Annotated in this window: 17 protein-coding genes; 6 read left to right on the forward strand and 11 right to left on the reverse strand. The window is 73.2% G+C overall.

The features are described 5' to 3' along the window. Positions 1 to 14: 14 nt before the first annotated feature. From BLW57_RS06355 to BLW57_RS06375, 5 genes are all read right to left on the reverse strand, one after another. On the reverse strand, positions 15 to 824 hold the full coding sequence (locus BLW57_RS06355; RefSeq protein WP_093472770.1) for a lysophospholipid acyltransferase family protein: 810 nt from the start codon (positions 822 to 824) through the stop codon (positions 15 to 17). Further along, entirely contained in the window at positions 824 to 1,597 is a 774-nt protein-coding gene (locus tag BLW57_RS06360) for a GNAT family N-acetyltransferase (protein ID WP_176985486.1), read from the reverse strand. Before BLW57_RS06360 ends, BLW57_RS06355 begins: the two co-directional genes overlap by 1 nt. A gap of 295 nt (positions 1,598 to 1,892) precedes the next feature. Beyond that, positions 1,893 to 2,639: a succinate dehydrogenase/fumarate reductase iron-sulfur subunit gene (locus tag BLW57_RS06365; protein ID WP_093472772.1), complete on the reverse strand. Its 747-nt coding sequence runs from the start codon at positions 2,637 to 2,639 to the stop codon at positions 1,893 to 1,895. Further along, the gene (locus BLW57_RS06370; protein WP_093472774.1) at positions 2,636 to 4,585 is read right to left on the reverse strand and encodes a fumarate reductase/succinate dehydrogenase flavoprotein subunit; all 1,950 of its coding nucleotides are present in this window, start codon (positions 4,583 to 4,585) and stop codon (positions 2,636 to 2,638) included. Before BLW57_RS06370 ends, BLW57_RS06365 begins: the two co-directional genes overlap by 4 nt. 1 nt (position 4,586) lies before the next feature. After that, positions 4,587 to 5,258, reverse strand: coding sequence for a succinate dehydrogenase (locus tag BLW57_RS06375; protein ID WP_093472776.1), 672 nt, complete (start codon positions 5,256 to 5,258; stop codon positions 4,587 to 4,589). Positions 5,259 to 5,377: 119 nt separating this feature from the next. Here BLW57_RS06375 and BLW57_RS06380 point away from each other — a divergent pair, with 119 nt between their 5' ends. Next, the gene (locus tag BLW57_RS06380; RefSeq protein ID WP_093472778.1) at positions 5,378 to 6,262 is read left to right on the forward strand and encodes a LysR family transcriptional regulator; all 885 of its coding nucleotides are present in this window, start codon (positions 5,378 to 5,380) and stop codon (positions 6,260 to 6,262) included. Between the two features lie 123 nt (positions 6,263 to 6,385). Here BLW57_RS06380 and BLW57_RS06385 read toward each other — a convergent pair whose 3' ends face one another. Further along, on the reverse strand, positions 6,386 to 10,183 hold the full coding sequence (locus tag BLW57_RS06385) for a CHAT domain-containing protein (RefSeq protein ID WP_143051585.1): 3,798 nt from the start codon (positions 10,181 to 10,183) through the stop codon (positions 6,386 to 6,388). 144 nt (positions 10,184 to 10,327) lie between these two features. Here BLW57_RS06385 and BLW57_RS06390 point away from each other — a divergent pair, with 144 nt between their 5' ends. Together BLW57_RS06390 and BLW57_RS41290 are read left to right on the forward strand one after the other, a co-directional pair. Further along, positions 10,328 to 10,723 (forward strand): hypothetical protein, encoded by a 396-nt coding sequence (locus BLW57_RS06390; protein ID WP_093472782.1) that lies wholly within the window; start codon positions 10,328 to 10,330, stop codon positions 10,721 to 10,723. Then, the gene (locus BLW57_RS41290) at positions 10,720 to 11,637 is read left to right on the forward strand and encodes a hypothetical protein (protein ID WP_093472784.1); all 918 of its coding nucleotides are present in this window, start codon (positions 10,720 to 10,722) and stop codon (positions 11,635 to 11,637) included. The genes BLW57_RS06390 and BLW57_RS41290 overlap by 4 nt, the downstream gene beginning before the upstream one ends. Before the next feature lie 55 nt (positions 11,638 to 11,692). Here BLW57_RS41290 and BLW57_RS06400 read toward each other — a convergent pair whose 3' ends face one another. The 4 genes from BLW57_RS06400 to BLW57_RS06415 form a co-directional block, all read right to left on the reverse strand. After that, a complete protein-coding gene (locus tag BLW57_RS06400; protein WP_093472786.1) occupies positions 11,693 to 12,841 on the reverse strand; it encodes a tetratricopeptide repeat protein in 1,149 nt (382 codons plus the stop codon). An 89-nt stretch (positions 12,842 to 12,930) separates the two neighbouring features. Then, a complete protein-coding gene (locus BLW57_RS06405) occupies positions 12,931 to 15,078 on the reverse strand; it encodes a putative bifunctional diguanylate cyclase/phosphodiesterase (RefSeq protein ID WP_093472788.1) in 2,148 nt (715 codons plus the stop codon). After that, positions 15,075 to 15,887 (reverse strand): SAM-dependent methyltransferase, encoded by an 813-nt coding sequence (locus BLW57_RS06410; RefSeq protein WP_093472790.1) that lies wholly within the window; start codon positions 15,885 to 15,887, stop codon positions 15,075 to 15,077. Before BLW57_RS06410 ends, BLW57_RS06405 begins: the two co-directional genes overlap by 4 nt. A gap of 338 nt (positions 15,888 to 16,225) precedes the next feature. After that, a complete protein-coding gene (locus tag BLW57_RS06415) occupies positions 16,226 to 17,191 on the reverse strand; it encodes an SCO0930 family lipoprotein (RefSeq protein ID WP_093472791.1) in 966 nt (321 codons plus the stop codon). Between the two features lie 776 nt (positions 17,192 to 17,967). Between BLW57_RS06415 and BLW57_RS42140 the strand changes: the two genes are divergently transcribed. Together BLW57_RS42140 and BLW57_RS06425 are read left to right on the forward strand one after the other, a co-directional pair. Continuing rightward, positions 17,968 to 18,096, forward strand: coding sequence for a hypothetical protein (locus tag BLW57_RS42140; RefSeq protein WP_256339405.1), 129 nt, complete (start codon positions 17,968 to 17,970; stop codon positions 18,094 to 18,096). A 32-nt stretch (positions 18,097 to 18,128) separates the two neighbouring features. Then, positions 18,129 to 18,893, forward strand: coding sequence for a bestrophin-like domain (locus tag BLW57_RS06425; RefSeq protein ID WP_093472793.1), 765 nt, complete (start codon positions 18,129 to 18,131; stop codon positions 18,891 to 18,893). A gap of 124 nt (positions 18,894 to 19,017) precedes the next feature. Here BLW57_RS06425 and BLW57_RS43025 read toward each other — a convergent pair whose 3' ends face one another. Further along, complete coding sequence (locus tag BLW57_RS43025; protein WP_101377092.1) at positions 19,018 to 19,968, reverse strand: LPXTG cell wall anchor domain-containing protein; 951 nt, start codon at positions 19,966 to 19,968, stop codon at positions 19,018 to 19,020. A 333-nt stretch (positions 19,969 to 20,301) separates the two neighbouring features. Between BLW57_RS43025 and BLW57_RS06440 the strand changes: the two genes are divergently transcribed. Beyond that, positions 20,302 to 20,979 (forward strand): class F sortase, encoded by a 678-nt coding sequence (locus BLW57_RS06440; protein WP_093472794.1) that lies wholly within the window; start codon positions 20,302 to 20,304, stop codon positions 20,977 to 20,979. Positions 20,980 to 21,002 lie beyond the last annotated feature (23 nt).

Consider the following 21,002-nt stretch of genomic DNA (forward strand, 5'->3'; position numbering starts at 1 on the left):
TCCGCGGTCGGGGGTCAGGCGACCAGTGCCGTATGGGTCCAGGTGGGTTCCGCGGAGGTGCCGGGCTCCGCCGCGCGGGCCAGCGAGCGGCGGTCCGGGTGGCCGGCCGCCGGGATCAGGGGGCGCACCTCCACCTCGGCCACCAGCCCGCGGGCCGTCGCGACCCGCCACAGTGAGGCGAACAGGGTGTCGTCGCCGACGAACGCCGCCGCCGTGGCCGCGCGGCCCTGCGCGGTGCGGTAGCTCAGGCGGACCGGCTGGACCGGGACCCCGGCGTCGAGCGCGGCCTGGAAGACGGCGCGGCGGAAGTGCCCCTGGGCCCGGCCGCACCAGGTGCTGCCCTCGGGGAACGCCGCGACGGCGGCGCCGTCCCGCAGCGCCCCGGCGACCCGGGCGACCGTCGCGGGCAGGGCGCGCAGCCGGTCCCGCTCGATGAACAGGGCCCCGCCCCGCCCGGCCAGCCGGCCGGCCACGGGCCAGCGCCGGATCTCGTCCTTGGCCAGCATCCGGGCCGGCCGGACCGCGGCGATCAGCGGGATGTCCAGCCAGGAGATGTGGTTGGCGACCAGCAGGACGCCTCCGTCCGGCGGGGCCGCCCCGGTGATGCGGACCTGGACGCCGATGGCCCGCACGACCGTCCGGGACCATCTCCGCACCCAGTCCGCGGGGATCCGCGCGCCGAACGGGGACAGCAGGACGCCGGCCAGCACCAGCACCACGACGGCGGTCAGCCGCAGCACCGCGCGGGGTACGGCCGCGGCGGCACGGGCCTGCTCCACACAGGCGCCCGGGGTGCAGGGCGCGCTGGGCAGCCAGACGCTCATCAGGCCGGGACGAGGGAGAGGAAGTGCCGCAGATAGCGCGGGTCGACCCGGCGCATCGACAGCAGCACGTACAGGTCGGCGACCCCGAAGTCCGGGTCGTGCGCGGGCTCACCGCACACCCAGGCGCCGAGGCGGAGGTAGCCGCGCAGCAGGGCCGGCAGTTCGGTGCGCCCGGCCGGAGCCTGGGCGTTCGGGGTCCAGGGCAGCAGCGGCCGTACCCGGAACCCCTCGGGCGCCAGGTGCTTGTCGCGCACCCGGTCCCAGGTCGCCGTGGCGAGCGCGCCGCCGTCGGCGAGCGGCACCGAGCAGCAGCCGGCCAGCCACTCGTGGCCACGATCGACCATGTACCGGGCTATGCCGGCCCAGATCAGGCCGATCACGGCGCCGTCGCGGTGGTCGGGGTGCACGCAGGAGCGGCCGACCTCGACCAGCCCGGAGCGGACGGGGGACAGTGCGGAGAGGTCGAACTCGCTCTCCGAATAGAGCCGGCCGGCGACGGCGGCCCGCTCCGGCGGCAGCAGCCGGTAGGTGCCGACGACCTCGCCGGTGGCGCCGTCCCGGATGAGCAGGTGATCGCAGTACGCGTCGAAGGCGTCCATGTCGAGGCCCGGTTCCGGACCGTCGAGCCGGGCGCCCATCTCCCCGGCGAACACCTGGTGGCGCAGGCGCTGCGCGGCCCGGACGTCGTCCTGGTCCCGGGCGAGCGACACGAGGTATCCGGAGCCGTCGGGCGGGCCGGCGAGGGCGGGGGGCGAGGCGGGCATGGCGGTCATGGGGGTCTCCTGCGCCGAGCGGATGCATGACGAGATCTGCACCTGCTTTCTTCCGCGACAGGCTGGCCTCGGCGTGTCCGGCGCGGGACCCGTGGATGTGCGGCTGCTGAATGACGGACGACGCAGCACGCGGCGGCGGGGCGCGGCCTGCTCGCCGGAGCGGTGAGGATGCCTGGTGGGACCGGGTCGAGCACCTGACCCGGTCCCACCCGCCCGCCCTCGCGGCGAACGTCTCCCCTTCGGCCGGCCGCCGGGGCTCGCTCGCGGGCACCCGGGGACAGCCGTTTCGGCAGGGCTACCGCCTCACCTTGCGGTTGGCCCGCAGCCACTCCTTGTTCATGCTGGTGATCGACATCAGGGGGATCCCCTTGGGACAGGCCGTCGCGCACTCCCCCGCCAGCGTGCAGCCGCCGAATCCCTCGGCGTCCATCTGCGCGACCATGTCCAGCACCCGGGTCTCCCGCTCCGGCGCGCCCTGGGGCAGCACATTGAGGTGGTTGACCTTGGCGGAGGTGAACAGCATCGCCGCCCCGTTGGGACAGGCGGCCACGCACGCGCCGCACCCGATGCACTCGGCGTGCTCGAACGCGAGGTCGGCGTCGGCCTTGGGCACCGGCGTGGCGTGCGCCTCCGGTGCGGAACCGGTGGGCGCGGTGACGTACCCGCCGGCCTGGATGATCCGGTCGAAGGCGGACCGGTCCACCACCAGGTCCTTGATCACCGGGAACGCGGACGCCCGCCACGGCTCGACGTCGATGGTGTCGCCGTCCCGGAAGGACCGCATGTGCAGCTGACAGGTGGTGGTCCGCTCGGGGCCGTGCGCGTCGCCGTTGATGACGAGCGAGCAGGCGCCGCAGATGCCCTCGCGGCAGTCGTGGTCGAAGGCGACGGGTTCCTCACCGGACAGGATGAGGCGCTCGTTGAGGACGTCCAGCATCTCCAGGAAGGACATGTCGGGCGAGATGCCGTCCACCTCGTAGGTGGACATGGCTCCTTCGGCGTCGGCGTTCTTCTGCCGCCAGACGCGCAGGGTGAGCTTCATGCGTAGCTCCGCTGGGTGGGGTGGACGTACTCGAAGACGAGGTCTTCCTTGTGCAGGACGGGCGGCTCGCCGGTGCCGGTGAACTCCCAGGCGGCAGCGTACGAGAACGCGTCGTCCCGGCGTGCCGCCTCGCCGTCCGGGGTCTGGGACTCCTCACGGAAGTGACCGCCGCAGGACTCGGCGCGGTGCAGCGCGTCGAGGCACATCAGCTCGGCCAGCTCCAGGTAGTCGACGATCCGGTTGGCCTTCTCCAGCGACTGGTTGAACTCCTCGCCGGTACCGGGCACCTTGATGCGCCGCCAGAACTCCTCGCGGATCTGCGGGATGCGCTCCAGGGCCTTGCGCAGTCCGGCGTCGGTGCGTGCCATCCCACAGAACTCCCACATGAGCTCGCCGAGTTCGCGGTGGAAGGAGTCCGGGGTGCGGTCGCCGTCCACGGCGAGCAGCAGGTGGAGCCGGTCCTCGGTCTCGGCGAGCACCTCCTGCACCGCGGGGTGGGCGGCGGTGACGGCCTCCTGGTGCGGGTTGCGGGCCAGGTAGTCGTTGATGGTGGCCGGGAGGACGAAGTAGCCGTCGGCGAGGCCCTGCATCAGCGCGGACGCGCCGAGCCGGTTGGCGCCGTGGTCGGAGAAGTTGGCCTCGCCGATCGCGAACAGGCCGGGGACGGTGGTCTGGAGGTCGTAGTCGACCCAGAGTCCGCCCATCGTGTAGTGCACGGCCGGGTAGATGCGCATCGGCACCTCGTACGGATCCTCGTCGGTGATCCGCTGGTACATGTCGAAGAGGTTGCCGTACTTGGCCTCGACGGCCTTGCGGCCCATGCGCCGGATCGCGTCGGCGAAGTCGAGGTAGACGCCCTGCCCGCCGGGGCCGACCCCCCTGCCCTCGTCGCAGACGTTCTTCGCGGCGCGGGAGGCGATGTCGCGCGGGACCAGGTTGCCGAAGGACGGGTAGATGCGCTCCAGGTAGTAGTCGCGCTCGTCCTCGGGGATGCGGTGCGGCGGCCGGTCGTCGCCCTCGGCCTTCGGCACCCAGATACGGCCGTCGTTGCGCAGCGACTCGCTCATCAGCGTCAGCTTGGACTGGTGGTCGCCGGTGCGCGGGATGCAGGTCGGGTGGATCTGGGTGAAGCAGGGGTTGGCGAAGTGGGCGCCGCGCCGGTGCGCCCGCCAGACGGCGGTCGCGTTGGAGTTCATGGCGTTGGTCGACAGGTAGAAGACATTGCCGTAGCCGCCGCTGGCGAGGACGACGGCGTCGGCGAAGTACGTGTCGATCTTCCCGGTGATCAGGTCGCGCGCCACGATCCCGCGGGCCCGGCCGTCGACGACGATCAGGTCCAGCATCTCCGTGCGGGGGTGCATCTCCACGTTGCCCGCGGCGATCTGCCGGGACAGCGCTTGGTAGGCGCCCAGCAGCAACTGCTGGCCCGTCTGGCCGCGGGCGTAGAAGGTGCGGGAGACCTGGACGCCGCCGAAGGAGCGGGTGTCGAGCAGGCCGCCGTACTCTCGGGCGAACGGCACGCCCTGCGCCACGCACTGGTCGATGATCTCGACGGAGATCTGGGCGAGCCGGTGCACGTTCGACTCGCGCGCCCGGAAGTCGCCGCCCTTGACGGTGTCGTAGAAGAGGCGGTGGACCGAGTCGCCGTCGTTGCGGTAGTTCTTCGCCGCGTTGATGCCGCCCTGCGCGGCGATGGAGTGGGCCCGACGCGGGGAGTCCTGGTAGCAGAACTGGACGACGTGGTAGCCCTGTTCGGCGAGCGTGGCGCCCGCCGAGCCGCCGGCGAGTCCGGTGCCCACGACGATGACCGTGTGCTTGCGCCGGTTGGCGGGGTTGACCAGCTTCGCCTCGAAGCGGCGCTTGTCCCAGCGCTCGTGGACCGGCCCGGAGGGGGCCTTGTCATCGACGGCCGGTGTGCCGGTCGTGTAGTGGACGTAGTCGGTCATGTCAGCTCACCACTCCGGTCATGACGCCCACGGGTACGGCGATGAAGCCGGCCGTGAGCAGCAGCGCGAGGATGTCGGCGACGGCCTTGAGGGCGCGGTCGCGGGCGCGGCTGCCGACGCCCAGGGTCTGGGCGGCGCTCCAGAAGCCGTGCCGGATGTGCAGGCCGAGCGCGAGCATCGCGACGATGTAGACGGCGTTGCCGTACCAGGTGGAGAAGGTGTCCACGACGTTCTGGTACGGGTGGCCCTCCTGGAAGCCGCCCGGGTGGACGGTGCCCGTGGTCAGGTCCAGCAGGTGCCAGACGATGAACAGGCCCAGGATGATCCCGCCCCAGCGCATGGTGCGGGTGGCGTAGCTCGCCCTCGGCTTCTTGTGCACGTACTTGGCCGGCCGTGCCTTGATGTCGCGGCGGCTGAGCTGGTAGGCGGACGTGGCGTGGGCGACCACGGCGGCGACCAGGACGATCCGGATGAGCCAGAGCGTCCACTCGTAGTGCATGAAGGGTTCGCCGACGGTGCGCAGCCAGTGCGCGTAGTGGTTGAACTCGCCCGCGCCGAAGTAGATCTTCAGATTGCCGATCATGTGCGCGACCAGGTACAGCAGCATGATCACGCCGCTGACGGCCATCACCGTCTTCTTGCCGACGGTGGAGTCCCACACCGTGCGCGCCATGGACGGCCGTCGGTCCGTCCGCGTTGCCAGAGCCATGGCATTGACGCTAGGTCCCCGGAACCCGATCGGTCCAAGACATGGTCCGGCTCGTTTCCATAGGCGGAAGCTATCCTGGCTGGATGCAGTTCCAGCAGCTCCAGTACTTCGTGGCCGTCGCCGAGACCCGGCACTTCACGCGGGCCGCCGAGCTGGTCCATGTCGCCCAGCCATCACTCTCGCAGCAGATCAAGGCGCTGGAGCGGGAACTGGGCGCGGATCTGTTCCAGCGCGCCCGGGGCAACATCACGCTCACCGACGCGGGCGAGGCGCTGCTGCCGCTGGCCCGGCGGATCCTGGCCGACGCGGACACTGCCCGGTACGAGGTGCAGGAGCTGGCGCAGCTGCGGCGCGGCCGGGTACGGCTGGGGGCGACGCCGAGCCTGTGCACGGGCCTGCTGCCGGATGTGCTGCGCGCCTTCCACGACCGGTACCCCGGCATCCAGCTGCTGATCGAGGAGAGCGGTTCGCACGACCTGGTGCGGGAGCTCGCCCGGGGCGCCCTCGACCTTGCCCTGGTGGTACTGCCGCTGCCTACGCCGTCGCCCGCGCTGACCACGGTGGAGCTGCTGCGCGAGGACCTGGTGGTGGTGTCCTCGCCCGAGGCACCGGCACCCGGTGGGGGCGGGCGCTCCGTCCGCATCGCCGACCTGGAGGGTGAGCGGCTGGTGATGTTCCGGCACGGGTACGACCTGCGGGAGCTGACGGTGGCCGCGTGCCGCGCGGAGGGCTTCGAGCCGGACTTCGCGGTGGAGGGCGGCGAGATGGACGCGGTGCTGGGGTTCGTGCGCGCCGGCCTCGGCCTGGCCGTCGTACCCCGCATGGTCGCGACGCGATCGGGACGCGGACTGCGCGTGACGCCGCTGGCCCGCCCCGGCCTCCACCGCACGATCGCCCTGGCCCACCGCAGCGACGTGGCCCCGCCTCGGGCGGCCCGGGAACTCCAGCGGATGCTGGTGGAGCGGTGAGGGCGGGGGTGCGCGGGTGCTGCCGCCGGATCGCCGGCGGCGAGGTGTCGGTAGCCGGCCGCCGTTGCCGAGGTGCTGGGCACAGGCGTCGGTGCTGAGGCGCCGGCCGGCCGGTGCCGGGACTCAGGCGCCCGTGTGCAGGTAGGCCGCCCAGCGGGTCGGGGTCGCCGGGTAGGCGTCGCGGACGGCGCGCTGCGCGTGGTTCAGGGCCTGGGCCGAGGCCGTGGTGTCCGGGAGGACCGTGCCGCCCGCGGTGAGGACGGCGTAGAGCTCGCGGGCCATGCCGGGGGTGTCCGGGGCGTGCCACAGGGTTCCGACGACCCCCCGGAATCCGGCGAGTTGGAAGGCGGCGGCCAGGTGCATCGGCTCGTCCGGCAGCCCGGGGTGCGCCTCGGCCGTGCTGCACGCGGACAGGATCGCCAGCGCGCCGTGGTCCAGGGGGGTGTCCTGGATCTGTCCCGCGGTCAGTGTCTCCCCCCGCCCGAGGTGCAGGCCGCCTCCGCGCAGCAGGCCGAGGTCGATGTCGTTGTCCCCGTGGCAGGCGAAGTGGACCAGGGTGTGGTCGCGCAGCGCGGCCGTCACCGTGGCGAGGTCGGCATCCTCGCCGAGCAGCAGCCGCGCGCCGGGCAGCGCGGCGAGCACGGTGCGGGCCTCCCGTTCGGCCAGGGGCAGCGGCGGGCCGTGCCGACTGTGCGGCACGGCGACGACGAGCGAGCTCGGCCCCGGTCCGCCGGCCGGGGTGCCGGACACGTCCCGCAGGGAGTGGGCCAGCGCCCCGAGGGTGGGGGTGTAGGACGGAGTCACCCGGTCGATGACGGTGGGCGGGGGTTCGGCCGCCGGGTCCTGGGCACGGGCCGCGGCCTCGGCGGCCGTGCGCGGGTGGTGGCCGGCCGCGTGGAGGGGGAGCCGCACCACCGGCCCCACAGGGCACCACCACAACCGCGGCTTCGGGCGGCCCGGTGGGGCCGTGCCGAGCCTGGCCAGGACGGGCGAGGTCACCTCGTCCCACAACCAGCCCAGGATGTCGTGCAGTTCGGACTGCGCGGCCTCGCGGCGGTCCGGCCCGGCGGTCGAGTCCACCGCGTCCCGCAGGGCCGTCCTCAGCTCGGCGATGTGCGCGCGTGCCGCCGTGCCGGTCAGGCCCGGCAGCGGAATGTGCTCGACGGGGTCCGCGGGGTCGGCCGGGACGAGCAGGGCGTAGCCCTGGGACCCGTGGGTCAGGACGTACGCGACGGCCGCTCCGGCGGTCGCGGCGCGCAGGGCGGCGAGCGGCCGGGAGACCGTCAGTTCGGCGAACCGCGGATCCGCGGCCAGACCCTCGACGATGCGGTCCCGTTCGGCGGCGAGCCTGCGGGTCTGCGCCGCGTAGTCGGAGCGCGGGTCCCAGCTGCGGGTCGAGTCCGTCGTGGTGCGGCCGAAGCGGTGCTGTGTGACCGCACTGACCTCGATGCGTCCGACGTTCGCGAAGATGTCCGCGGTGGCCAGGTGCCGGTCGATCGTCTCCAGGCGCTCGGCGGCCGCGGGGTCGATCCTGCGCAGTTCCGCCCGGTGCCGCCACGACATGATCGCCTGCCCGTAGAGGATGGCGCGGCCCTTCTCCAGCAGTTCCACCGCATGTTCGGGGCGGCCGGCCTCGATGGCCGCGATCGCGGCCTGCACGGCCAGTTCGGGTGCTCTGCGGGCGATGCCCTTGCGGACCGGACCCGCGAAGGAGCGCCGGGCCAGTGCCGGCACCTCCGCGAGAGCGGCCTCCAGTGCCCGCAGGGCGTGCTCGGGGTCGCCCGCGGCCCGCGCGAGGGCCGCGCGCTTCTCCTGCGCCTCGAACCGCAGCGACGTGGTGAACCGTTCGTCCTGGGCGACCTCGTCCCAGGCGGTCAGGGCTTCGGCGCGCAGCGCCGTGTCCGGGCGCGGATCGGACGCCGTCAGGTCGTACAGCGCCGTCGCGGCGCGCGCGAACAGCAGCAGGCGCGTGGTCCGGAACCAGTCGCCGTCCGCGGTCCGGGCCGCCGCGTCCCGGGCCAGGCCGACCGCGTCCTCGAGGGTCGGCCGGTCGCCGGTCTCCCGGTACCGCCGGTACAGCACCTGGCTGATGGAGCTGGTGAAGCGGGGCAGGTCGGGGTGGTCCGCCGGCAGCCGGGCCAGCCCGTCCCGGTAGAGCCGCTCGGCCTCGGTCAGCCGGCCCACGGCGTCCTCCCCCTCGCCCAGGGTGTAGTGGTCGGCGAGGTTGAGCAGCAGTTCGTGCTTCCGCGGGTGGTCCTCGGGCAGCGCGTCGGCGGCCTCGTGGGCGAGGGCGAGTGCCTCCTCCGCCAGTTCCCGGTCCTCCGCGTAGTGGGCCAGTTCACGGAGGGCGCCCGCCAGGTTGGACGTGCGGAACGGACGGAAGGGCTCGTTGTCCGGCGTCAGCGCCAGGGCCTGCCTGCGGATGTCCACCGACTCCTCCAGGAGCGTGCCGTCCGACAGCACGTTGGCCACGCGGACCGTCAGCACGGCCAGCCGCTCCAGCAGAAGGGGCGTGTCGGGGGCGTCGGCCAGGAGCGCGGATCTGGCCCGTCTGGCGTCGGCCAGCGCCTCCTCCACGAGGCGCTCGTCGGGCCGGGGGGACGCCTCGGCCGCGAGGTAGAGGGTGGCTTCGGCCAGCACGGTGAGCGCCCGTCCGGCCAGCCGGTGCCCGGGCGGCATGGCGTCGGCCGCCTGCACGGCCCACACCCGCGCCTGGCCGGGCGTGGCGCCGTCCCCGCCCTCCAGCCAGACGTGCATCTCGGTCCGGGCGGCCAGCAGCAGGGCGCCGGGACGGTCCTCGTCGTGACCCGGCACCGAGGAGACCAGGGCCAGCGCGGCCTTCCGCCGCTCGGTCCACGGGGCGTCCGCGTCATCGGCGGTCGCCCACCAGGCACGGTGGCGCCCCTCGGTCCCGGGGGCGTACGGCACCGCGGGCTCGCCCAGCACGGCGGCGACCGTCTCCGCACCGAGCCGGGGCACGGCCCGCGCCTCCAACTGCGCCAGCCATTCGCGGTGTTCGGGGCCCCGGCGGTCGTCGGGGTGCGTGGCCCGCACCAGGTCGCGGGCCGCGGTCAACGCCTCGGTGAGGGTCTGCGGCGCGCCGGTGGCCTCGTGCCGTGCGGTCAGAGTGGTCACCAGGTCGCGTGCGTGGTGCAGCGCGAGCGGGGCGCACCGGCCGGCCGCCTCGACGGCCCGGCGCAGATCCTGGACGGCGCGCTCCAGGCCGGTGGGGTCGGCCTCGGGGTCGTACAGGGCGGTCGCACAACGGGCCTTGATCAGCAGCCGGTTGGCGAGATGCGGATCGTGTCGCACCTCCTGCCGGGCCGTGGTCTCGACGGCGAGGCGGGCGGCCCGCTCGGCCTCCGCCCGCCAGGAGCGATGGGCGCCGAGGTCGCCGAGCAGCAGGAGCAGATGAGCGTGGTCGGTGAGGAGAGCGGCCCGCTCACGCGCCGACAGGCCCTTCTCCTTGAGCCACCGCCGCTGCAGGTCCAATGCCGTGTCCAGGGCGGAGAAGTCCCGCTGCTCCTCGAACCGGCCCATGAGGAACTGGAGTTGATCGACGCGGGCCGGGCCGAGGGCGATCGGCTCCCGCTCGCCGTCCGCGGTCTCCCGGCCCCCGCGCCGCGGCCACCGCCGGCCACGGCGCGCCGCGTCCGCCTTGCGCAGGTTCTCGCGCAGTGCGTCGGGCAGCGGCGGCAGGCCCTCCGGTACGCCGTCCAGCACGCCGGCGAGCTGGACGGCGGCGCGGAATTCCAGCAGGCCGTTCACGCCCGGCAGATGGAGGTAGCGGTACCAGCGGAGCAGCGCGAGCCGGGCGGTGTCCGCCGCGTCCGCGCCGGGCGGCGGCGGCAGCGTGGCCGGAGCCAGAGACGGCAGGTCCCGGCCGTCACCGGTGTGCAGATACCGTTCCAGATCCTCCATCGCCTCACCCCCGTACACCCGCTGAACGATCCGCCGCCCTCCATGGTTCCCCGCCGTCCCGTGTCCACCACCGTCCGTGACGGGTAGGTTGATCCCGCCGGCCACGGGAACGGTTGTGGCGCGAGGGAGTTCGAGGAGCCGTCGATGGACGAGATCGCGGAGCGGCTGGCGCGGCTGTGCGCGCAGGCGGGGGACGACGGGCTGCGGGAGCGGGCCGAACGCTACGGCGTGGGCGAGGCGCTGACCCGGCTGGGCCAGGCCGCCCGGGCGGGCAGTCGCACCGCCGCGGTCACCGCGGACCTGGACGCCCTGGACGACGCCTTCGCCCGGCACGGCATCGACGGGCTCACGGTGGGGCCGCGCGGCTTCGAGCCGCTGCGGGGCGGGCGCGCCCATCCCGTGGTCACGGTGTGGGGCTGCCCGGCCGAGGCGTCCTGCTCGCGTCTCGAACCGCAGGAGCGGCAGCGCGGGTCGCGGACCCCGCCGCCCGCGTGCGCACTGACCGGCACCCCGCTGGTCCCCCGGAAGATCCGGCTGTGATCACGGTCCTCGCCGAACTGGGCAAGCAGATGGCGGGCCGCTGGGCGGCGCTGCTCGTCCTGCCGGGTGCCTTCTACGTGTCCACCGCTGCCGTCGCGGTGCTGCTCGGCCACGGGCACGCGCTCGACGCCGGGGTGCTGACCGCCTGGCTGGACTCCGTCGCCGCCGCTCCGGCCAGCGGCCGCTTCGGGACCGTGCTGATCGGCGCCGCCGGGTTCACGGCCGTCTCGGCCGCCGCCGGTCTGGCCGCCGCGGCGGCGGCCCAGCTCGTGGAGCGGGTGTGGTGGGCCTCCGGCGAGGAGCCGCTGCTGCGCACGCTGGCCGCCTCCCGCGGACGGCGCTGGCAACGGGCCGAGGAGCGGGTGGCCGCCGCGCTGCGGGAGTTCACGGCGTCCGGCGGTACCCCGCCTACGGCGCAGGCGCTGCGGGCGGCGATCGCGCGACGCGACGCGATATGCCCGGAGCCCGCCTCCCGGCCGACCTGGATGGGGGACCGTCTGTACGCCGTGGACGAGCGGGTGCACGACACCTACCACCTGGATCTGACGGCCGCCTGGCCGCGGTTGTGGCTGCTGGTGCCGGACGCGGCACGCGCGGAGCTCTCCGAGGCGCGGGCCGGTGTCGGGGCCGGCGCCCGGCTCATGGGCTGGGGCCTGCTGTATCTGCCGCTGGCCGCGGTGTGGTGGCCGGCCGCCGTTCTCGCCGCCGGGGTCCTGATCGCCGCCCGTCACCGCGCCCGGCTCGCCGTCGGCGTGCAGGCCGACCTCGTGGAGGCCGCCGTCGACCTCTACGGCCGCGATCTGGTGGTGCAGTTGGGCATCGACTGCCCGGGCCGGCTGGGTCCGGCTGAAGGCGACACGGCGACCAGCCTGCTCCGCAAGGACCGCACGGACCTGTCCCGATTCGGCGACTGAGGCACGGCGGCGCCGGCCTGTTTCCTCCACCCCTGACGCCCCGGCCCGGCCTCCCTCACGCCTCGGACGAGGTCGGCGCCGGACGGGTGTCCAGTCCGGCGGTCGTGGAGACGGTGACCCTTGGCGCGGCGGTCAGGCGGATCGAGAAGCCCTCCCGGAAGCCCAGGAGGCCGCGGCGGACGGCCGGTTCCTGGTCCGGGTGATGCGGGACGGAGCGGATCAGACGGTCGTGCCGGGTGCGGTCGCGCGCGGACATCAGCCTGCGGTCGACCGTCAGCGACGGCGGCGCGCTGAGCCGCGGCCAGTGCGCGTGGTGCACGAACACCCGTACCCGCAGCCGTCCCTCCCCCAGCTCCAGGTCCGCCTCCGCCAGGTGCTCCCCCAGCGCGCCCAGCGCGTCCGCCACCTCGTCCGCCGTGGCCCGCAGATCCTCGGCGGGGTCGTACGGCTCGGGCAGGTCCCGCGGGTCGACCACGGCACAGAGGATGCCGAGGTCGTCGTCGCGCAGCTCGCGTCCGGCGCCCATGTCCGTGCGGGCGCCGGCGTGCACACCGAGCGTCAGTTCGGCGCCGTAGCGGCTCGCCGTCATCGCCACGGGGAACAGGGCCGTGTAGCGCAGCAGCCGGGCGCAGCCGATGAGCACCCGGCCGACCGGCCACACCGCGGACGTGCCCAGGACCCGGACGACCTCCTCGTGCCGGCCGAGCCGGCGCAGCACGTCGGCGTAGTCCCGCCGTACGGCCTGTGTCGTGCCGTCCTCGGGACCGAAGGTGTGCTCGCAGGCGTCGACGAACGCGGGGTACTCGTCGGCCGCGGCGGTCAGGTCGCCCTTGCGCACGAGCACGCTCAGGAAGTTGTTGGCCGCGTTCAGCGTCAGCGGGTGCGCGGGCCCCAGCATGGCGGCGCGCTCGCCGTGCACCTGGCCGAAGAGATTCAGCGCCTCGTCCCAGCGGCGCAGGTCCCGCAGCACCAGGGCGAGGTTGTTCAGGCAGGTGAGGGTGAACAGGTGCGAGGAGCCGAAGCGGCGCGCGAACCCGTCCCAGGCGAGCGAGTACTGCTCCACCGCCTCGATCAGCTGCCCCGACTCGTGCAGGGCGCCGGCCAGATCGTGGCGGGCCGCCGTGGTCTCGAGCTCCCGGAAACCGTGGCGTGCCTCCAACCGGGCCACCTCGGCGCGTAATGCGTCGACCGAGCGATCCGTCATCCGGCCCTCCGTCCTCGGTTACGGTCAACGACGCGTGGCGGGCGCGGTCGCGGCCCGCCCGCCGTAGTCGTACCCCGTTGGAGCGGCCGTCAGCCCGTCGCGTCCACCAGCGCCAGCTCGTGCAGCCGTTCCGGCGGTCCCGGCCGGGCGTAGTACCAGCCTTGGGCCGTGTCGCAGCCCAGTATCCGCAACTGCTCGGCCTGGGCACCGGTTTCGACGCCCTCCACCGTCACCGCGAGGTCGAGGCTGTGGGCGAGGGAGACGATGCCCTCGACGATCTTCAGGTCGACCGGATCGGCGGGGAACTGCTGCATGCCCTGGGTGAAGGAGCGGTCCAGCTTCAGGACGCTGACCGGCAGCCGGCGGAGGTTCGCCAGGTTCGAGTAGCCGGTGCCGAAGTCGTCCAGGGCGATGTCGACACCCATCTCCGCGAGCCGGCGCAGGGGTTTGAGCAGTTCGTCGTCGGCGCCGATCAGCGCGGACTCGGTGACCTCCAGGCACAGGGCTTCCGGGGTGACACCCGCGCGTTCGAGGATGTCGACGGTGTCCTGGACCAGGCCCGGATGGCTGAGCTGGCACGGGGACAGGTTGACGTTGATGCGCAGGGGCCCGGCGCCCGTGTCCGCACCGTGGCGCTCGCGCCAGGCGCGGGCCTGCCGGATGGACTCCTCCAGGACCCAGCGGCCCAGCGGCACGATCAGGCCGGTGTGTTCGGCGAGCGGGATGAAGCGGTCGGGGCCGAGCACGCCGTGCTGCGGGTGCAGCCAGCGGACCAGGGCCTCGGCACCGCGGACGCTGCCGTCGCCGAGGTGCACGAGCGGCTGGTACTCGATGAAGAACTCACCGCGTTCCAGGGCGGTGGGCAGGGCGGTGGTGAGCCCGTGGCGGGTGATCACGCGGGCGTCGGCCTCGGGATCGGCCAGTTCGGAGCGGTTGCCGCCCGCGGACTTGGCCCGGTACATGGTGATGTCGGCGCTGCGCAGCACCTCGGCCGCGGTGCGCTCGCCCGCCGGGCCCTCGACGATGCCGAGGCTGCCGCGGACCAGCAGGTCCCGGCCGTCGATGCTGATCGGGGTGACCAGCGCGTTCATGATCCGCTCGGCGAGCTCGTCGACCTCGCGCTCGGTGCCGGGGCCGGTGGTCAGGGCCACGAACTCGTCGCCGCCGAGCCGGGCGACCATCTCGCCGGGCGCGGTCGCGCAGGACTGGAGCCGGTCGGCGACCTCCACCAGCAGCCGGTCGCCGGCCGCGTGACCGAGGCTGTCGTTGACGGTCTTGAAGCCGTCGAGGTCGAGGTAGCACAGCCCGAAGCGCTGGCCCTCAGCGGCGCCCCCGAGGGCCTTCTCCAGCCGCTCGAAGAACAGGGTGCGGTTGGGCAGTCCGGTGAGTGCGTCGTGCGTGGCCTCGTAGCGCAGCCTGAGGTTGAGCAGGCGTCGCTCCGTGGTGTCCTCCATGAGGGCCAGCTGGTACTGGGGCTCGCCGTCGGCGTCACGGAGCAGGGACACCGTCAGATTGGTCCACAGCACCGTGCCGTCGGGCCGGTTGAAGGCCTTCTCCACGTGGTAGTGCTCGCGCTCGCCCCGCACGAGCTCCTCGTAGAGCCTCCACGTCTGCGGGGCGTCCTCGGGGTGGGTCCACTCCAGCACCCGCCGGCCGCGCAGCGAGTTCTCGGGCAGCCCGAACATGCGCAGCAGCGCCTCGTTGACCTGGAGGACGTTGCCGTCCAGGTCGGCGATGCCGATCCCTATGGCCGCGCCCTCGAAGACGGCGCGGAAGCGTGCCTCGCTCGCGTGCAGCGCCTGGGCCACGGCTCCCTGCGCGGCCAACGCGGCCTGGGCGATGGCCTCCTGTTCGGCGAGGGTCCGCTCGCGCAGTGCCCGGGCGTAGCCGGCGGCCATCGCGTGCTGCAACCGCGAGGAGCGCACGCGCAGTTCGTCCTGGGGGCCGTCCTCGCCGCAGTACAGGACCAGGTAGGCGTCGACGCAGTCGAGGGTGCGGCTGAGCGCCTCGGGGTCGGTGCAGTGGGCCGCCACCAGAGCGGCGCCGACCGCCTTCGCGGCGTCCGCGTCGAGGGCGCGGGCCCGCAGCAGCTCGCTCAACCGGCGTGCCAGGGGCAGCAGGCGCTCCTCGAACTCGACGCGGGTGAGCGACGTCGAGGTCACCGGGAAGACCGCCCGGCTCCAGATCGTCGTCAGCCGGCGCAGTCTGTCCTCCGGCCCGTCCGGTTCCGCGCTCACGCCGAACGCCCCACGCCGGCGAATCCGGAGAAGGCGAACGGATCCTCGTCCTCCGGTGCCGACTCCGGGCGCCAGTGCGGCATCTGCACCAGTCCGGGTTCCACCATGTCGTACCCCTCGAAGAACCGCGCGATCTCGTCGCGCGATCGCATGATCAGCGGGTTGCGAATGTCCTTGTACACGTCCACCGCGCCCTCGGCCCGCTCGGCGGGCAACGGGATTCCCTCGTACGAGGCATGGGTGAGGATCAGCAGGCTGCCGGGCGCGAGTGCCTCGCGCAGCTCGGCCACCGCACTGTACGGGTCGTCCGCGTCTTCCACGAAGTGAAGTATGGCAACGAGAAGGAGTGCCACTGGCCGATTCAGGTCGATCAGCCGCTCCACGCGCGGATTCGTGAGGATCTCCTGCGGCTTGCGCAGGTCCGCCGCGACCACGTCCGCGGCGTCGTTGCCCGCCAGGACCGCCTCGCTGTGCGCGACGGCGACCGGGTCGTGGTCGACGTAGACGACCCGGGCGTCCGGTACGGCCGTCCGCGCCACCTCGTGGACGTTGCCGAAGGTGGGGATGCCGGAGCCGATGTCGAGGAACTGGCTGATGCCCTCGCTTGCCGCGAACCGCACGGCCCGGCGCATGAACGCCCGGTTGGCCTGCATGATCTTCGGCAGGCCCGGCAGGTACTCCATGGCCTTGCGGGCCGCTTCCCGGTCGACCTCGAAGTTGTGCGAACCGCCCAGGTAGTAGTCGTAGATCCGCGAAACGCTCGGCACGGAGATGTCGATGCTCCGTGGTGCCCAGGCGGGACGCTCCATGTAACTCTCCAAGGCGTGGACGGCGGACGTAGGCGATCCGGTGTTCGAGCTGAGGCTACTGATCGCCCGCCAAAGGAGCGACCTGAAACGGAAATTGACCGTCCGTTCCCGGTCACTGCCTGCGGCAAGTGCCCGGCCGACCCCGCTGCGTGACCGTCCGCCGACATCCGACGCCATATCGCCCGTACGGGCCGGAGCCCGGTACGAACACCCCACATCCGTCCACACCCCGGCCGTCCGCACCCCGGACAACGGTCCGCCCCCTCCGTGCGGTGCGGAGGGGGCGGACCTTCGGTCGCGCGCCGGTCGGGCGGGGCGATCGACCCTGGGGAGGTGATCTAGTTGCCCGGCGCGCCGACCGGCTTGCCGTCGGGCGAGACGGCGTACCACGTACCGCCCACGCCCTGACCGTTGGTGTCGCCGGGGGCCTTGTCCCCGGAGAAGGTGTAGATCGGCCAGCAGTTGACCGACATCTGCTTCTTGCCGTCGGAGCGGGTGAAGGGCATGAGGCCCTTCTTCTTGACGCCCTTGGTGTCGTCGGCGCTGACGGGGGCGACCGCCGGCCACTTCTCCAGGCAGGCGCCGAGGCAGTTGGAGACCGACTTCGGCCAGGCCTGGTCCTTCATGAAGCGGTAGACCGTCATGCCGTTCTTGTCGACGACGACGTCCCCGAGCTTGGCGTCCTTGCGCACGGAGAGGCCCGGCAGCGAGGACAGGGAGGCCTTCTTGCCGTTCGGGGCGAGCGCGTACCACTTGCCGCCCACGCCCTGGCCGTTGACGTCTCCGGGGTTGACGTCCTTGGCGTAGCGGTAGGCGGGCCAGCCGCCGATGGTGAGCTGCTTGCTGCCGTCGGGGCGGGTGACCTCGCCGAGCAGCGCCTTGTCGATGCCGGCGCCCGCGGTGGCGTCGTCGGCGGGCACCGGCGGCCAGGTGGTGGCGCAGTCGCCGTCGCAGTTCGTCTTGGGCGGGTTCGCGGTGTCCTTGTCGAACCGGTACAGGGTGAGGCCGGAACCGTCGGTCAGCACCTTGCCCAGATCGGCGTTGTCGGACACGGTCAGCTTGCCCGCGGGGACGGCCTTGGCCCCGGAGTCGGAGGCCTGGTTGCCGTCGGCACCGTAGCCGTTGCCCGCGCCGGTCGTGGTCCCGCTGCCCGGGTTGCCGTAGCCGTCCGCCGCGGCCGTGGCCCCGACGTTCTGGGCCGAAGCCGCGGGAGTGGTCGCCTTGTCCTGACCGCACGCCGTCGTCAGCGCCAGCACCGAAGCGGCCGTGGCCACCAGTGAGGCGGCCCGCCAGGAGGTCTTCATCGTCAACTCCCCATCATCGCCTGGATTTCGCAGCGCCCTGCAGACCTTTACTGCGCCGCCGCACAGCCATGGGTACGCGGCAAAGGGGCGCGGGCGTTCAACACGGCGGGAAGTTCTTCGGGTTTTTCTTCCGGGCGCCGTGCCGCACGCCCTCGGTCCGGCCCCGTACAGGCATACGTATCGGGACAGTCGGAAACTTCGTCATGTCAAACCATTGATCGCATGACGCCCCTCTTTCGGAGCAATCCGGCCGACTTACGGCGTACGGCCGCGTGTCACAACCCATGATCTCCGTCGTGCATGGACCCGAAGTGACCCGACGCGCGCCCGTCGCAAGGGCGTTGGCGCTGCTGACGCTGACCTGGACCCTGGTGGGCTGTCCGGTCGGCAGCGCGTCGGCCGACGCCTGCGCGTACGCCTCGACGGGCCCCGACGGCACCGTGGCGGTCGCCTACGCCGGCGGCCACCACTGGCCGACGCCACCGCCCTGCCCGGAGCCGACACCGCCGCCGTGCCCGCCAACGCCCACCCCGACGCCGACGCCGCCTCCACCCCCGCCTCCACCCCCGCCGCCACCGCCGAAGCCGACGCCGAAACCGCGGCCGACACCCGAACCGACGCCGAAGCCCAGGCCGACTCCCAGGCCCGCGCCGCCCGTCAAGCCCGCACCGGCCCCGCCGGCCGCCCGGCCGACGCCCCCTCCCCCGCCACCGCCGGCCCCCGCGCCGAAGCCGAAACCCAGGCCGAAGCCCGCACCGCGGCCGTCGGCGACCCCGGTGAGCTACCCGGCGTACCACCCCCACCCGGTCGGCCGCCCCGCCCCCGGTCACACCACACCGGTCACCTACGTCCTGCTCATCACCGTTCCCGCGATCGTCGCCGTCGCGGCGCTGCGCCCGCGCTGACGCGCCGGCCCGCTCACTTCCGGAGGTACCTGTTGTCGGATTGGCTTGTTCTCGTCCTCGCGATGCTGGGGGCCTGCGCCGTGGTGGTCGTCGTGACCCTCGTACGGCACAAGAGGGCCCCCGACGACGAGGACCCCAGCGAGACCCCGGACGTCATCGAGTACATGACCATGTGGATCGGCGTCGTGTACGCCATCGTCCTGGGGCTGGCCATCGCCGGGGTGTGGGAGGCCCGCAGCGCCGCCCAGGACTACGTGCAGAACGAGGCCCAGGCGCTGCACGAGATCTCGGAGCGCGTCCGGGTCTACCCGCCGGACGTCCGTGACCGCATCCGGGACGACCTCGACGCCTACGTCTCGTACGTCGTGCACACCGAGTGGAAGGCGATGGCGGACGACGAGCAGGTCACGGACCGCGGTACCGAACTGCTCCAGAAGGTCCGCCAGGACGTGACCGACTACCAGCCCCGCAACGACTTCGAGGCGCAGGCGTACCAGCCGCTGCTGGACCAGCTGGCAACCGCCGACCAGGCCCGCAACGCACGCGCCGGCTCCACCGGACCCACCATGCCGCCGGTGGTGTGGTGGGGGCTCCTCGCGGGAGCCGTCATCACCATCGGCATGGTGTTCGCCCTGCAGATCCGGCGCACCACCCGCGAACTGGTGCTGGCCGGGCTGTTCTCCGCCACGATCGCGTTCATGCTGTTCCTCATCTGGGACCTGGACGCCCCCTACAGCCGGGGCATCGCGGTGACCGCGGATCCGTTCCTCAACCTGTTCCCGGCCATCACCTCATAGGCCCCCGGGTCCACGGCGGCCCGGCCGCCGCGGCAGGCCTTCGCCCCCGGTTCCCACGAGGGTCCGGGGGCGAAGGCCTGCCCGTCAGGCGCCGCGCCGTGCCGCTCGACCGGCACCGGGGCGCTCAGACGCGCTTCTCCTGGCGGCGACGCAGCACGAACGCGCCGCCGCCGACCAGGGCCATGCCGACCAGGGCTCCGCCGATGGCCATGTCCTGGGGTGCCGCGCCGGTGATCCGGCTCCCGCCGAAACCGCCCTGCACGCCGCCGAGGACGGTGAACGCGTTCGGACGGGTCAGGGTGCGGCCGTCGCAGCGGACGGTGATGTCGTACCGGCCGGGCCGGGCGTCCCGGAAGACGTTGGCGACGCCCCGTGCGGTGTCGTCGCGGAGCGGCGTCAGCGGGGCGCTGCCGAAGGCCCGGGACGTCATCGTGCCGTTCCGGCAGCCGTTCACGGTGACGGTGAGCCGCCCTCCGGCGGCGATCACGCTGGGGGTGGCGACGATGTTGCGCGGGTTGCCGTCGCCCCGGCCGCCGAAGTCGCCTCCCGGACCGTTGCCGAAGTCGTCGCCGCGGCCGTTGCCGAAGTTGTCACCCCGGCCGTTGCCGAAGTTGTCACCCCGGCCGTTGCCGAAGTCGTCGCCGCGGCCGTTGCCGAAGTTGTCACCCCGCCCGTTGCCGAAGTTGTCACCCCGGCCGTTGCTGTTGAAGTTGCCGTTGCCGCTGATGTTGCCGTTGAAGTGGCCGTCGAAGTGACCGGTGCCGTTGAAGCCGCCGAGGCCGTTGCCGTTGCCGTTGAAGCCACCGACGCCGTTGCCGTAGAAGCCGCCGAGCCCGTTGAGGGTGCCGATCCCGACATTGCCGACGCCGAGACCACCGACACCGCCGACACCGCCGACGCCGACACCGCCGACGCCCACACCGCCGACGCCGGTCCCCGTGCCGCCGACGACGGCTCCGGTGTCGTTGGACGGGCCGCCCCCGGCGCCCAAGCCGTCCGCGACGGCCACAGGGGCGGCGAGCCCGAGCACGGCGACCGCTGCGCAGGCGGTCGCCAGAGCACGTTGGTTGCGCATGTGATCCTCCGCGGGAGGCGCCCCGGGTCCCGTCCCGAGTCGATCGGCGAGAAAACACCTCCCGCACAGACCCTCAGACGCGCGGAACACGCCCGCACGTCGAGAATGGTCCATCCCGGTGAGGCGACACGCCGGACGAAAACCACACAATCGGAAATTATCGCAGGTCACGGGCCATCAGAAAATATCTGGAAGCTGCAACTCGGATGGCGCACCGGAAAGGCCCCCCGCCACCCGTTCGCCCGTCGCCCCGTCGCCCGTCGCGGACGCGGGACTTAGCGTTTTCCCATGCGCATGGGACGTGTCGACGGCCGCGTCGAAAGGGGATGGCGAATGTCTGCGTCCGGGCTGTCCGAGCTTGTCGCAGAGGAGGAACGGCGGAGGAAGCGCGCCCCGTGGGGCGTCATAGCGCTTGCTCTGCTGACCGGGCTGGCGCTCATCCGGAACGGCTCCGGGGAGTTCGACGTGGGCCCGCCGCAACCCGCCTCGGCGGTTGCGCCGGACACCCGCGAGAACGAGACTCCGGAGACCTTCGCCGCCGGGCCCGTCACGCTGGGCTTCGCGGCCGTCGACCGGGTGCGGATCCCGGCGATCCAGGTCGACGCGCCGGTGATGCCGGTCGGGCTGGACGCGAACGGCTGGGTCGCCGCTCCCCCGCCGGAGGAACCCAAGCTGGCGGGCTGGTTCACCGGCGCGGTCTCTCCCGGCGAGAAGGGCACCGCCGTCCTCGTCGGCCATGTCGACAACAAGCAGGGCCCCGCCGTGTTCTACGGTCTCGGGGCCCTGAAGAAGGGCAACCGCGTCGACGTCCTGCGCAAGGACGGCAGGACCGCGGTGTTCGAGGTCTACGGGGTCGAGGTGTTCGAGAAGAGCAACTTCCCGGGCGACCGGGTCTACGGCTCGAAGGGCACCCCCGAACTCCGGGTCATCACCTGCGGCGGCGGCTTCTCGAAGCAGAACGGCTACGACGGCAACGTCGTCGTCTTCGCCCGCCTGGTCGCGGTCACCTGAGGGACCGCACCCGGGCGGGCCGG

This window comes from Streptomyces sp. 1222.5, assembly GCF_900105245.1.
GTDB classification, from domain to species: Bacteria; Actinomycetota; Actinomycetes; order Streptomycetales; family Streptomycetaceae; genus Streptomyces; species Streptomyces albidocamelliae.

Excerpts from the sequence above, each read along its gene's own strand:
- BLW57_RS06370 (WP_093472774.1), bottom strand. The coding sequence starts at position 4,585 with ATGACCGACTACGTCCACTACACGACCGGCACACCGGCCGTCGATGAC.
- BLW57_RS06415 (WP_093472791.1), bottom strand. The coding sequence starts at position 17,191 with ATGAAGACCTCCTGGCGGGCCGCCTCACTGGTGGCCACGGCCGCTTCG.
- BLW57_RS06360 (WP_176985486.1), bottom strand. The coding sequence starts at position 1,597 with ATGACCGCCATGCCCGCCTCGCCCCCCGCCCTCGCCGGCCCGCCCGAC.
- BLW57_RS06440 (WP_093472794.1), top strand. The coding sequence starts at position 20,302 with ATGTCTGCGTCCGGGCTGTCCGAGCTTGTCGCAGAGGAGGAACGGCGG.
- BLW57_RS06400 (WP_093472786.1), bottom strand. The coding sequence starts at position 12,841 with ATGACGGATCGCTCGGTCGACGCATTACGCGCCGAGGTGGCCCGGTTG.
- BLW57_RS06355 (WP_093472770.1), bottom strand. The coding sequence starts at position 824 with ATGAGCGTCTGGCTGCCCAGCGCGCCCTGCACCCCGGGCGCCTGTGTG.
- BLW57_RS06390 (WP_093472782.1), top strand. The coding sequence starts at position 10,328 with ATGGACGAGATCGCGGAGCGGCTGGCGCGGCTGTGCGCGCAGGCGGGG.
- BLW57_RS43025 (WP_101377092.1), bottom strand. The coding sequence starts at position 19,968 with ATGCGCAACCAACGTGCTCTGGCGACCGCCTGCGCAGCGGTCGCCGTG.
- BLW57_RS06410 (WP_093472790.1), bottom strand. The coding sequence starts at position 15,887 with ATGGAGCGTCCCGCCTGGGCACCACGGAGCATCGACATCTCCGTGCCG.
- BLW57_RS06380 (WP_093472778.1), top strand. The coding sequence starts at position 5,378 with ATGCAGTTCCAGCAGCTCCAGTACTTCGTGGCCGTCGCCGAGACCCGG.
- BLW57_RS06385 (WP_143051585.1), bottom strand. The coding sequence starts at position 10,183 with ATGGAGGATCTGGAACGGTATCTGCACACCGGTGACGGCCGGGACCTG.
- BLW57_RS06375 (WP_093472776.1), bottom strand. The coding sequence starts at position 5,258 with ATGGCGCGCACGGTGTGGGACTCCACCGTCGGCAAGAAGACGGTGATG.
- BLW57_RS06365 (WP_093472772.1), bottom strand. The coding sequence starts at position 2,639 with ATGAAGCTCACCCTGCGCGTCTGGCGGCAGAAGAACGCCGACGCCGAA.